Consider the following 13,325-nt stretch of genomic DNA (forward strand, 5'->3'; position numbering starts at 1 on the left):
CGCGAACGAATTTCCGCCGCCCACCCGCTGCCCCACCCACTGCCCCGCCCACGAGCGGACCCGGTGCTCCCCTGCCGAGGCTTCGCTGCCCGAAGCCCTGCCGAGAGGAAAGGCACCTGGCGCTCGGTCAGAGCTCGTCGGGCGCTTCGTCCAGCACGCCCTCGCGCGCGATGATGTAGCCGAGGTGGCCGCGGCTGCGGCTGCCGAGGAGTTCGCTGGCCTTCTGGATGTGGCTGGAGACGGTGCGGGTGCTCATGCCGAGGCGGGAGGCGATGGCCTCGTCGGTGAAGCCGTTGACCATCAGCCGCAGCACGTTGCGGCGGGTGCGGTCGGTGAGCAGTCGGGGGCGGTGGTGGCCCTCCGGGTAGGTGACGGGCTCGGCGCGCTCCCACATCAGCTCGTAGATCTTGAGCAGGTACTCGACCAGCGGCGGGTACTGGATGAGCACCGCGGCGGCCTCGCGCTTGGCACCGGCCGGGATGAAGGCGGTGGAGCTGTCGCAGATGATGACCCGGTCGAAGACCTCGTTGAGGGTGCGCACCTGGGCACCGCGGGCGGTGACCTGCTCGATGTAGGCGAGCGTCGGGCCGTGTGAGCGCACCGTGTGCTGGTAGAGGGTGCGTTGGCGAACTCCGCGTTCGGCGAGCGCGAGGTCGCGCGGGAGGGCGTCGGCGAGCTGGTCGGCGCCGCGGCCGCCGCCGGGCTGGGCGGTGCGCAGTTCCTCGGTGCAGGCCGCGACGGCCTTCTCCAGCGCGGGGTTGATCTCCTCGCCGGCCAGCAGGCGGATCGGGAGCTGGGCCTGTCTCATCACGTCCCGGTAGGCCTGTTCGGCCGCGGTGAAGGCGGTGCGCAGTTCGGCGAGCTGCTCCTGGTGGGCCAGCACGGCGAGTTCGAGCGGCCGGGCGAGGCCGGTGACCGCGAGGTCGGGCGGGACGGGGGCGAGCCGCTGCCCGGCCCCGGGCAGGGTGCGCAGCAGGCCCATGCTGAGCAGGCACTCGGGGGCCTGCCCGACGGCGGCCCCCTTGGTGAGGGCGGCCCGGTAGTACTCGATACCCCGGTCACAGAGTTGGGGTGTCCCCTTTTCCGTACACCTGTCCTGGGATACGCACATCTGGGGGTCCTTCCGGCTTCGGCATTGCGCTTTCACGAATGCCCGCACCGGCTACAGCCAGGCATCCGAAAGGGCAGGATGGTGCTTGCCTGCTGTTCGGACGCATCCCCCCCGGGCCACGACAGCCGCGAGTGTACGCCCTGAAGGCGCGGAAATCAGCGGTTCACGGCGAAACCGGGCATGCCCGGAAACGGCGTCCGACGGTGGTGACGGCGAGGACGACCGTACCCGACTGCGGTGACGGGCGGATGGCCGCCGCATTGCACGTGTCGACCCGTCAGGGCGGCCGGAGCGAACGGCCGGTGGATCGGCCGGCCGACGGACGGAGGGCACCCCTTGTTGCGAGCTGATCCCGATCCACGGCCCCCGTCCGTGGACCTGGCCGAGTTCGTGGACCAGCGTCTGGTGCGGCAGCTCGCGGAGGCCGCCGCCGCGCAGGTCGGTTCCGGCGCGGTGCAGTTGCTGGGCGACGGCGGGCTGTTGCAGGCGCTCGCCAAGCAGTTGATCGAGCGAGCCCTGGAGCTCGAACTCCAGGAGCACCTGCGCGACCCCGGCACCAACACCCCCACCGCCGCCGGCGGCCGTACGGTCGCCGGCCGCCCCGGTGGCCCCAACGGCCCCAACGGCGCGCGGGACAGACGGCTGCTCACCGAGATCGGCCCGGTGGACGTGCGGGTGCCACGCGACCGCGACGGCAGCTTCGCGCCCCGTACGGTACGGCCCCGGGCCCGTCGGCTGCCCGGCCTCGACCGGCTGGTGGTCTCGCTCACCGCGCGCGGGCTCAGCTCGGGCGAGCTGGTGGCGCACCTGGCCGAGGTGTACGGAGTGGAGCTCAGCCGGGAGACCGTGTCGGTGATCACCGACCAGGTGCTCGACGAACTCGCCGACCGGCGCGGGCGCCCGCTGGACCCGGTCTACCCGGTGGTCTTCCTCGACTCGGTGCGCAGCGGCCGCTCGGGCGGCCCGCTGGTGCACCTGGCGCTGGGGATCTCCGCCGACGGTCTGCGGGAGGTGCTGGGCCTGTGGCCGGCCGTGGACGGGGAGCACTGGCCGGAGGTGCTGGACGGGCTGGCCGAGCGCGGGGTGCGCGAGGTATGGGTCCTGGTGGGTGACGCTGGAGCGGGGCTGGCCGAGGCGGCGGCCGCGCGATGGCCTCGCGCGGTGGTGCACACCTCGGTGGCCCACCTGCTGCCCGCCGCGCTGCGGCACGCGCCGGGCGAGGACTGGAGCGGGCTGACCCGGGCCCTGCGGGAGATCTGCACGGCGCCGACCGAGGCAGCGGCACTGGAGCGGCTGGGCCGGGCCGAGCGGGAGTGGGGCCCGGGCCACCGGGAGGTTTTCCGGGTGTGGCGGGCGGCCTGGCCGCTGCTGGCGCCCGGCTTCCGGTTCGGCCCCGAGGCGCGGCGGCTGCTCGCGGGCGGGGGCGCGCTGGAGCGGTTGCACGCCCGGTTGCGCCGCATCGAGCAGGCGGCGGGGCGGGTGCGGGACGAGCAGGCGGCGCTCAAGCGGGTCTACCTGGCGACACTCGCCCTGGAGTCGCCGGCCGGGGCGGGGCGGCCGTGGGCCGGGGACTGGCCGGCCGTCCGGGAGGAGCTGCGGCGGGGGTCCGGGCACTGACCCGTTCCCCGTACCGCCCGGGCCTCCGCATGCCTCGCCTCCCACCACTGATCTGACAGTGCCAGGTGCTCTTTGCATCAGATCTGCCCGTTTTTGACACAGTCTGTTCACGCTTCCGGTTCCCGCATTGCGTGATCCCGATAACGGCCAGAGCTTCCACGCCAGTTTGAGCCTCGGCAGGATTCATTCACAGCGAGGAGCGCACACACCGCCCGCCTCAGGAAGAGGAATTCGCCATGACGAATCTTGCCGGTCGCATTCACAAGATGCTCGGGATTCTCGCCGTTCTGCTGGTTGCCGTGGTCGGCCTCCAGAGCCACACCGGACCGTACCAGTCCCCCGCCGCCGCCGGCCCCTCGGGCATGCACGGGGACGACTCCGGCTGGGGGCCGTGAACGCCTCGAAGCGGATCCGGTGAAACCGAAATTGACATGATCCGTTCATCTCACTCCGGCGCAATTCCCCCCTCCTCGTAATTCTCCGAACAGAGAGGAAACCGACGATGGCGAACCCGTTCGAGGACCCCGAGGCCGAGTACCTCGTCCTGGTCAACGACGAGGGCCAGCACTCGCTGTGGCCGGTCTTCAGCCCGGTGCCCGACGGCTGGCAGCGGGTCTTCGGCGCGGCCGCGCGCCAGGACTGCGTCGACTACGTCGAGCAGCACTGGCAGGACCTGCGGCCGAAGAGCCTGGTCGCCCACCTGTCCGGCCACTGACCGCGGCGCCGCCCCGGCGCCCCCACCGGCACCGCACCGCCCCACCACACGCTCCGCCGGCCGCCCGGACACCACGGGCCGACCGGGCCGACCGCCCCGCGGGTCAAGCCGCAACGAGGGAGAGACGCACATGTCCGGGGACCAGCAGACGCACAGAGCCGATCCGCGGCCGGCATCGGCCGAGGAGCTGTGTCGACTGTTCGCGGAGGTGCTCGGCCGGGATTCGGTCGACCCCGCGGCGGGCTTCTTCGAGCTGGGCGGTGACCGACCCGCCGCCGTGCGGCTGCTGGCCCGGGTGCGCGCCGAGCTCGGCTTCCGCGTGCCGCTGCCGCTCCTGCTGGACGCCCCCACTCCGTCCGCGCTGGCCACCCGGCTGGCCGACCGGGCCCCGGCCCACCCCGATCCGCGCCCCACCCTCACCGGGCTGGTCGACGCCCAGGTGGCCCGCACCCCGCAGGCCCCCGCACTGTACGCGGACGACACCACCCTCACGTACGCCGAACTGGACGCCCGCGCCAACCGGCTGGCCCGGGTGCTCGCGGACCGCGGCCTGGGCACCGAGGACGTCGTCGCGCTCGCCCTGCCGAAGTCCCCCGAGGCCGTCGCCGCGATCCTCGCCGTGGCCAAGACCGGCGCCGCCTGGCTGCCCGCCGACCCGGCCTACCCGGCCGAGCGGCTGCGCCACATGCTCACCGACTCCCGCGCCGCCCTGGTGCTCACCACCGCGGCCACCGCCGAGCGGCTGCCCGACACCGGCGCCCCCCGGCTGCTGCTCGACTCCCCCGCGCACCTCTCCGGGCTCGCCGCCCGGCCCGGCACCCCGTTCACCGCCGCCGAACGGGTGCGGCCGCTGAGCGCCGGGAACACCGCGTACGTCATCTACACCTCCGGCTCCACCGGCGTGCCCAAGGGCGTGGCCGTCACCCACACCGGGCTGCCCAGCATGATCGGCACCCAGGTCGCCGCCACCGGGGTCGGCCCCGGCAGCCGGGTGCTCCAGGCCGCCTCGCTCAGCTTCGACGTGTCCGTCTCCGACCTGGCGGTGGCTCTGACCACCGGCGCCGCGCTCGTTCTCCCCCGCGAGCAGAGCCAGCTGGTCGGCGACGCGCTGGCCGCCCTGATCGACCGGTACGGCGTCACCCACGCCGACGTCGCCACCGCGATGGCCGCCACCCTGCCGGACGCCCCGATGCCCAGCCTGCGCACCCTGATCGGCGGCGGCGAGGCCGTCCCGCGCGAGCTGGCCGCCCGGCTCGGCCGCGACCGCCTGATGCTCAACAGCTACGGTCCGACCGAAACCACCGTCATCGTCACCATGAGCGAGCCGCTCACCGGCGCCGAGCAGCCCCCGATCGGCCACCCCTGCCAGGACGTGCGCGTCCACGTGCTGGACGAACGGCTGCGCCCGGTCGAGCCGGGCACCGTGGGCGAACTGTACGTCTCCGGCCCGCACCTGGCCCGCGGCTACCTGGGCCGCCCCGCACTGACCGCCGACCGCTTCGTCGCCTGCCCGTTCGGCGAACCCGGGGAACGGATGTACCGCACCGGCGACCTCGGCAGCCGCCGGCCCGACGGCCAGCTGGACTTCCACGGCCGGGCCGACGACCAGGTGAAGATCCGCGGCTTCCGGGTGGAGCTCGGCGAGGTCGAGCAGACCCTCTCCGCCCACCCCGGGGTGGGCCAGGCCGTGGTGCTGGTGCGCGAGGACCGCCCGGGCGAGCGCCGGCTGGTCGGCTACACCGTCGGCGCCGCCGACCCGGCCGAGCTGCGTGCCCACTGCGCCGAGCGGCTGCCCGACCACATGGTGCCCACCGTCGTGGTGCTCGACCGGCTGCCGCTCACGCCCAACGGCAAGGTCGACAAGCTCGCCCTGCCGGCACCGGTGTTCGGCGCGGCCGAGGAGGGCGGGCGGGCCCCCGCCGGGGAGCTGGAGCACACCCTCGCCCGGCTGTTCGCCGAGGTGCTGGGGATCCCCCGGGTCGGCGTCACCGAGTCCTTCTTCGAGCTCGGCGGCGACTCCATCGTGGCCATCCAGCTGGTCTCCCGGGCCCGGCACGCCGGACTGCAGCTCACCCCCCGGTCGGTCTTCGACGCCCCGAGCGTCGAGGCGCTGGCCCGGATCGCCCGCCCGCTGGAGGGCCCGGTCGCGGTCGAGCCCGAGGGGGCCGGCCTCGGCGACGTGCTGCCGACGCCCGTCGTGCACTGGCTGTCCGAACAGCACGGCGCCGTCGAGAGCTTCTACCAGTCCACCCTGCTCACCCTCCCCGCCGGGACGTCGCAGACCGAACTGGCCACCGCACTGCAGTCCCTGCTCGACCACCACGACGTGCTCCGGGCCCGTACCTCCCCGCTCGCCGAGCGCCCCTGGACGCTGCACGTCCCCGCCCCCGGCGCCGTCCCCGCCGCGTCCGTGCTGCGCGCCGCCACCGGCCCGGCCACCGCGGAGGCGCTGCGCGCCGAGACCGGAGCCGCCCGCGACCGCCTCTCCCCCGAGGACGGCCGGATGCTGCAGGCCGTCCGCTTCGACGCCGGCCCGGAACTGCCCGTCCGGCTGCTGCTGGTGATCCACCACCTGGTGGTGGACGGCGTCACCTGGCGCATCGTCGAGGAGGACCTGCTCGCCGCGCTCGCCGCCGCCCGCGAGGGCCGCGAGCCGGCGCTGCCGCCGGTGCCCACCTCCTTCCGCCGCTGGGCCCAGCTGCTCACCGCCGAGGCCCGCACCGACCGCCGGGCTGCCGAACTCCCCTCCTGGCAGGCCGCCCTGGCCACGCCGGACCCGCTGCTCGGCGAACGCCCCCTCGACCCCGCCCGGGACACCTACGCCACCGAGGGCACCCTGCGCCTCGTGCTGCCCGCCCGAACCACCCAGGCCCTGCTCACCCGCGTCACCGCGGCCTACCACGCCCAGGTCAACGACGTCCTGCTCACCGCACTGGCGCTCGCCCTCGGCCACTGGCGCGGCGGGGCCCCGGCCGGGCCGGACGGCGCGGTCCTGCTCGGCCTGGAGGGCCACGGCCGCGAGGAGATCGTCGACGGCGTCGACCTCCACCGCACCGCCGGCTGGTTCACCTCCCTCTACCCCGTACGGCTGGCCCCCGGGGCGCTGCCCTGGTCCGAGGTCACCTCCGCCGGCCCCGAACTCGGCCGCGCCCTCGGCCGGGTGAAGGAGCAGCTGCGCGCCGTACCGGACTACGGCATCGGCTACGGCCTGCTGCGCCACCTCAATCCGGCCACCGCCGAGCTGCTCGCGGGCTACGCCGAACCGCAGGTCGAGTTCAACTACCTGGGCCGCTTCCAGCCCGAGGGCGTCACCGCCGAGGACGTCCTCGCCGGGGCCGAGGCGATGACCGAGGGCGCCGCCCCGGGCCTCGCTCTCGGCCGGGTCCTGGGCCTGGACGCCACCACCGTCGACACCCCGCAGGGCCCGCTGCTCGTCGCCCAGTGGTCCTGGGCCGGCGAACTGCTCGACGAGGAGCGGGTCCGCGCGCTCGCCGAGGCGTGGTTCACCGCACTGGGCGCCCTCGCCGAGCACGCCGAACGGCCGGACGCCGGCGGGCACACCCCCTCCGACTTCCCGCTGGTCGCCCTCGGTCAGGAGGAGCTGGACCGGCTCAGCGAACTCCACGCCCCCGCCGCCCTGGTGGACGTCTGGCCCACCTCCCCGCTCCAGCAGGGCATGGCCTTCCACGCCGCGTACGACACCGAGGGCGCCGACGTCTACACCTCCGTCTGCACCTTCGACCTGACCGGCCCCGTCGACGCCGGGCGGCTGCGCGCCGCCGCCGAGGCGCTGCTGCTGCGCCAGCCCAACCTCAAGGCCGGCTTCCACCAGCGCCCCGACGGACCGCCCGTCCAGGCCGTCCCGGACCGGGTCGAACTGCCCTTCACCGTCCTCGACCTGACCGCCCACGCCGACCCGGCGGCCGAGGCCGACCGGATCGCCGCCGCCGAGTACGGCCGCCGCTTCGACCTCGCCCGGCCGCCGCTGCTGCGCTACACCCTGCTCACCCTGGCCCCCGGCCGTCACCGGCTGATCGCCGCCGCGCACCACATCCTGCTGGACGGCTGGTCCACCCCGCTGTTCGCCGAGGAACTGTGGAGCCTGTACTTCGGGCAGCCGCTGCCCCCGGCCGTCCCCTACCGCGAGTACCTGCGCTGGATCACCCGGCGCGACGCTGCCGCCGCCCGCACCGCCTGGGCCGAGGCCCTCGCCGGAGTGGACGAGCCCACCCTGCTCGCACCGGGCCGAACCCCCGCCACCCCGCAGCTGCCGCTCCGCCTGCACACCGGCCTCACCCCCGAGGCCACCGAGGCGCTGGGCCGCACCGCCCGCCGCTACGGCGTCACCCTGAACACCCTCGTCCAGGCCGCCTGGGGCGTGCTGCTGGCCCGGCTCACCGGTCGGGAGGACGTGCTCTTCGGCACCACCGTCTCCGGCCGGCCGCACGACCTGCCGGGCGTGGAGCGGATGATGGGCCTGCTCATCAACACCGTGCCGGTACGGGTCACCCTCGACCCGGCCGAGAGCTGGGGGCAGCTGCTGCTGCGCCTGCAGCACGAGCAGTCCGCGCTGCTCGACCACCAGCACCTCAGCCTCACCGAGATTCAGCAACTCGCCGGACTGGGAAGCCTGTTCGACACCGTCACGGTCTACGGCAACTACCCGGACCCGTCCGCCCTGGACGAGGCGGATCCGAGCGGCGCCACCCGCGTCACCCTGGTCGAGGACGTCGACAGCGCCCACTACCCGCTGCTGCTGGCCCTCACCCCCGGCGACGGCCTCCAGCTGCGTCTGGACCACCAGCCGGACGCCTTCACCCCCGCCGAGGCACGCGCCCTGCTGGACCGCTTCCTCGCCCTGCTCGACCGGATCGTCGCCGACCCGGCCGAACTCGTCGCCACCGTCGATGTGTTGACCGATGACGAGCGCGAGCAGCTGCTGTCCTCCTGGCACGGCCCCGTCACCGAGCTGCCGTCGGGAGCGGTGCCGGAGCTGTTCGAGGCGCAGGCCGCCGCGACACCGGAGGCCGTCGCGCTGGTCTCCGGCGGCCAGGAAGTGACGTACGCCGAACTCAACGCCCGCGCCAACGGCTTGGCGCTGCGGCTGGTCGAGGCGGGGGTCGGCACCGAGACACCGGTCGCGGTGCTGCTGGAGCGTTCCCCCGCCCTGGTGATCGCGCTGCTGGCCGTCCTCAAGGCCGGTGGCACGTACGTCCCGCTGGACGATGCCCAGCCCGAGGAGCGCCTGCGGGCCGTCCTCGCCGACGCGGGCGCCACCGTCGCCGTCACCGACCGCGACCACCCCGCCCTGGCCGGACTGACCACGCTCGCGGTCGGCGACGAGACCGCCGACAACCTCGAAAGTCGCTCGGACGGCGCCCAGTTGGCGTACGTGATGCACACCTCCGGCTCGACCGGCACCCCCAAGGGCATCGGCATCACCCACCGCGCCGTCGTCGACCTCGCCCTCGGCGGGACGTTCGCGGGCGGCGGCCACGCCGTCGTCCCGGTCCACGCGCCCACCGCGTTCGACGCCTCCACCTACGAACTCTGGGCGCCCCTGCTCTCCGGCGGCCGGCTCGTCATCGCCCCCGCCGGACGCCTCGGGGTCGCCGAGCTCGCCGACACCATCGGGCGGGGCGGGGTGACCGCCGCCTGGATGTCGGTCGGCCTCTTCAACGTGCTGGCCGCCGAGGCCCCGCAGACCTTCACCGGGCTGCGCGAGGTGTGGACGGGCGGAGACATCGCCTCGCCCGCCGCCATGCGCCGGGTGCTGGAGAGCTGCCCCGGCCTGAAGCTGGTGAACGTCTACGGGCCCACCGAGACCACCACCTTCGCCACCCACCACCCCATGGCCGACGCGGCCGAGGTGCCCGGCGTCGTCCCGATCGGCCGCCCGCTGGCCAACACCCGGGCGTACGTGCTGGACGCCGGGCTGCGCCCGGTGCCGGTGGGCGTCCCCGGGGAGCTGTACCTGGCGGGGAACGGCCTCGCCCGGGGTTACGTCGGGCGGCCGGCCCTGACCGCCGAGCGCTTCGTCGCCTGCCCCTTCGGCGAGCCCGGCGCCCGGATGTACCGCACCGGCGACATCGCCCGCTGGAACCTCGCGGGCGAACTGGAGTTCGTCGGTCGAGCGGACAACCAGGTCAAGGTCCGCGGCTTCCGGATCGAACTCGGCGAGGTCGAGGCCACGTTCACCGCCCACCCGGCCGTCGGCCAGGTCGCCGTCCTGGTCCGCGAGGACCGGCCGGGCGACAAGCGCCTGGTCGCCTACGCCACCGGCGCGGCCGGCCCCGAGGAACTGCGCGCCTTCGTCGCAGACCGCCTGCCCGCCTACATGCTCCCGGCGGCGATCGTCACCCTCGACGCCCTGCCCGTCACCCCCAACGGCAAGGTCGACCGCCGCGCCCTGCCCGCCCCCGACTACAGCGGCAGCGAGGGCCGCGCACCGCGCACCGACGCGGAGCGGTCGCTATGTCAACTGTTCGGCGAAGTGCTCGGGTTGGCCGAGGTGAGCATCGACGACAACTTCTTCGACCTGGGCGGGCACTCCCTGCTCGCCACCAAGCTGGTCAGCCGCATCCGCACCGCGCTCGGCGCGGAGCTGCCGATCCGCACCCTCTTCGACCACCCCACCGTGGCCGCCCTGACCACCGCGCTGCCCCGCACCGGCCCGGTCCGCCCGGCCCTGCGGCCCGCCGACCGGCCCGCGCTCGTCCCGCTCTCCCCCGCCCAGCAACGCCTGTGGTTCATCGAGCAGTTCGAGGGGCCGAGCGCGCTCTACAACACACCTGTCGCGGTCCGGCTCACCGGCGTGGTCGACATCACCGCCCTCGAGCGGGCGGTGCGGGACGTGGTGGCCCGGCACGAGGTGCTGCGCACCCTCGTCCCGACCACCGACGGCCAGCCCCACCAGCTGGTCACCGAGGCACCCCGACTCCCGCTGCGTGCCGTTCCGGTGGCCACCGAGGAGGAGCTGCGCACCGCCCTGGCCGCGGCCGGCGGGCAGGTCTTCGACCTCGCGACCGAACTCCCCGTCCGCTGCACGCTGTTCTCCCTGCCGCACGACGAGCACGTGCTGCTGGTGCTGATGCACCACATCGCCGGTGACGGCTGGTCCGTCGCCCCGCTCTTCCGCGACCTCGCCACCGCCTACCGGGCCCGCAGCGCCGGCACCGCACCGGCCTGGCAGCCGCTGCCCGTCCAGTACGCCGACTACGCCCTCTGGCAGCGCGAACTGCTCGGCACCCAGGAGCAGCCCACCGCCCTGCTCACCGGGCAACTCGCCCACTGGCAACAGGCCCTGGCCGGCGCCCCCGAGGAACTGGCACTGCCCTACGACCGCCCGCGCCCGGCCACGCCGAGCCACCGCGGCGGACTGGCGGAGGCCGCCGTCGGCGCCGAACTCCACTCGGCCCTGGCCGAGTTGGCAACCATGCAGAACGCCAGTCTGTTCATGGTCCTGCAGGCCGCGGTCGCCACCCTCTACACCCGCCTCGGCGCAGGCACCGACCTGCCGCTCGGCACCCCCGTCGCCGGACGCACCGACGCCGCCCTGGACGACCTGGTCGGCTTCTTCGTCAACACCCTGCTGCTGCGCACCGACACCTCCGGCAACCCCACGTTCCGCGAGCTGCTGGAGCGCGTGCGCCGCACCGACCTGGACGCCTTCGACCACCAGGACATCCCCTTCGAGCGCCTCGTCGAGCAGCTCAACCCGACACGCACCCCGGGCCGCCATCCGCTCTTCCAGACCCTGGTGGCCCTGGAGAGCCGCGCCGCGGTACCCGCCACCTTCGGCGAACTGGCCTGCGCGGAGCACCCCTTCGAGCTGGACGTGGCCAAGTTCGACCTGTCCTTCCGCTTCACCGAGCAGGCCCCCAGCCCCCGGGCCGGCCTGACGGTGGCCGTCGAGTACGCGACCGACCTGTTCGACGCCACCACCGGGACCGCCCTCGCCGAGCGGCTGCTGCGGGTGCTGCGCGCCGTCGCGGCCGACCCCGACGCGCCGATCAATGGCATCGACGTCCTCGCCCCGGCCGAGCGCGAGCAGCTGCTCACCGGCTGGAACGACACCGCCGTGCCCGTCCCGGACGCCACCCTGCCCGAGCTGTTCGAGGCCCGGGCCGCCGCCACCCCCGACGCCGTCGCCCTGGTCTGCGGCGACACCCGGCTGAGCTACGCCGCACTGGACTCCCGGGCCGAGCACCTGGCCGCCCACCTGGCCGAGGCCGGGATCGGCGCCGACACCCCGGTCGTCCTGCTGATGGACCGCTCCGCCGAGCTGGTGACGGCGATCCTCGCGGTCACCAAGGCCGGTGGCGCCTACGTCCCGCTGGACGACCGGCACCCGGCCGAGCGGCTGCGGCAGATCACCGCCGGCACCGGCGCGGCGCTCGTCCTGGTCGACCCCGCGCACCGGGACCACCCGCTGGCCACCGACGCCCCCTGCCCCGTCCTGGCGCTCACCGAGGGCTGGTTCGACGGCCCGCGCCGGCGGCGCGCCCACCGCGCCGCACCCCACCCGGAGCAGCTCGCCTACGTGATGTTCACCTCCGGCTCCACCGGCAAGCCCAAGGGCATCGCCATCACCCACCGGGACGTGGTGCAGCTCGCCTCGGACCCGTGCTGGCAGCACCCCGACGGCCTGCGGGTCCTGTTCCACGCCCCGCACGCCTTCGACGCCTCGACCTACGAGCTGTGGGCGCCGCTGCTCTCCGGCGGCCAGGTGGTCGTCGCGCCGCGGGGCGACCTGGACGCCGCCGCCATCCGCGGGCTGGTCCGGGCCCACCGGCTCACCCATGTGCACGTCACCGCAGGGCTGTTCCGGGTGATCGCGGAGGAGGAGCCGGGCGTCTTCGAAGGTGTGCGCGAGGTGCTGACGGGCGGGGACGTGGTCTCCGCGCCCGCCGTCCGCCGGGTGCTGGCAGCAGTCCCGGGGATCGGGGTACGGGTGCTCTACGGCCCCACCGAGATCACCCTCTGCGCGACCCAACTTCCGTTCTCCTCGGCGGAGTCGGTGCCGGACGTCGTTCCCATCGGCCGCCCGATGGCCAACACCCAAACGTACGTGCTCGACGACACCCTGCAGCCCGTTCCGGCCGGAGTGCCCGGCGAGCTGTACATCGCCGGCGCCGGGCTGGCCCGGGGCTACGTCGACCGCCCGGACCTCACCGCCGAGCGCTTCGTCGCCTGCCCCTTCGGCGGGCCCGGAACTCGCATGTACCGCACCGGCGACCTCGTCCGCCGGCGCGCGGACGGCGTCCTGGAGTTCCTCGGCCGCACCGACGACCAGGTCAAGATCCGCGGCTTCCGGATCGAACTCGCCGAGGTCGAGACGGCGTTCACCGCCCACCCCGGCGTCGGCCAGGCCCTCGCCCTGGTCCGCGAGGACCAACCCGGCGACAAGCGCCTGGTCGCCTACGTCACCGGCACGGCCACCCCCGGCGAACTGCGCGCCTTCGTCACCGACCGCCTCCCCGCCTACATGCTCCCCGCCGCCGTCGTCGTCCTCGACGCCCTGCCCGTCACCCCCAACGGCAAGGTCGACCGCCGCGCCCTCCCCGCCCCCGACCACACCCGCGCCCCCGAAGGCCGCGCACCCAGGACGGCCCGCGAACAGCGCCTGTGCGAGCTGTTCGCCCAGGTGCTCGGCCTGGCCACGGTCAGCATCGACGACGGCTTCTTCGATCTGGGCGGGCACTCCCTGCTCGCCACCAAGCTGGTCAGCCGCATCCGCTCCGCCCTCGGCGTCGAGATGTCGATCCGTACCCTCTTCGACCACCCCACGGTCGGCGAGCTGTCCGGCGCGCTGCCCGCGGCCCGCAAGGCCCGGCCCGCCCTCAGGCCGATGCGCCGGCCCGGCAGCCCGTCGTAGGTCAC

5 protein-coding genes are annotated in these 13,325 nt (G+C 74.7%); 4 read left to right on the plus strand and 1 reads right to left on the minus strand.

Annotated elements, in window-relative coordinates; translation table 11 throughout:
* Positions 1 to 127 precede the first annotated feature (127 nt).
* On the minus strand, positions 128 to 1,111 hold the full coding sequence (locus HS99_RS18030) for a helix-turn-helix transcriptional regulator (protein WP_030280673.1): 984 nt from the start codon (positions 1,109 to 1,111) through the stop codon (positions 128 to 130).
* A 372-nt stretch (positions 1,112 to 1,483) separates the two neighbouring features.
* Between HS99_RS18030 and HS99_RS18035 the strand changes: the two genes are divergently transcribed.
* From HS99_RS18035 to HS99_RS18045, 4 genes are all read left to right on the plus strand, one after another.
* Positions 1,484 to 2,728, plus strand: a complete 1,245-nt coding sequence (locus HS99_RS18035) for an IS256 family transposase (RefSeq protein ID WP_030598234.1) — start codon at positions 1,484 to 1,486, stop codon at positions 2,726 to 2,728.
* Between the two features lie 236 nt (positions 2,729 to 2,964).
* Entirely contained in the window at positions 2,965 to 3,123 is a 159-nt protein-coding gene (locus tag HS99_RS45020; RefSeq protein ID WP_157846595.1) for a hypothetical protein, read from the plus strand.
* Between the two features lie 107 nt (positions 3,124 to 3,230).
* Entirely contained in the window at positions 3,231 to 3,443 is a 213-nt protein-coding gene (locus HS99_RS18040) for an MbtH family protein (protein ID WP_030280678.1), read from the plus strand.
* Between the two features lie 130 nt (positions 3,444 to 3,573).
* A complete protein-coding gene (locus HS99_RS18045; RefSeq protein WP_050366367.1) occupies positions 3,574 to 13,320 on the plus strand; it encodes a non-ribosomal peptide synthetase in 9,747 nt (3,248 codons plus the stop codon).
* Positions 13,321 to 13,325 lie beyond the last annotated feature (5 nt).

Origin of the sequence: Kitasatospora aureofaciens (assembly GCF_001188955.3) — a bacterium.
GTDB lineage: Bacteria > Actinomycetota > Actinomycetes > Streptomycetales > Streptomycetaceae > Kitasatospora > Kitasatospora aureofaciens.

Excerpts from the sequence above, each read along its gene's own strand:
- HS99_RS18030 (WP_030280673.1), bottom strand. The coding sequence starts at position 1,111 with ATGTGCGTATCCCAGGACAGGTGTACGGAAAAGGGGACACCCCAACTC.
- HS99_RS45020 (WP_157846595.1), top strand. The coding sequence starts at position 2,965 with ATGACGAATCTTGCCGGTCGCATTCACAAGATGCTCGGGATTCTCGCC.
- HS99_RS18040 (WP_030280678.1), top strand. The coding sequence starts at position 3,231 with ATGGCGAACCCGTTCGAGGACCCCGAGGCCGAGTACCTCGTCCTGGTC.
- HS99_RS18045 (WP_050366367.1), top strand. The coding sequence starts at position 3,574 with ATGTCCGGGGACCAGCAGACGCACAGAGCCGATCCGCGGCCGGCATCG.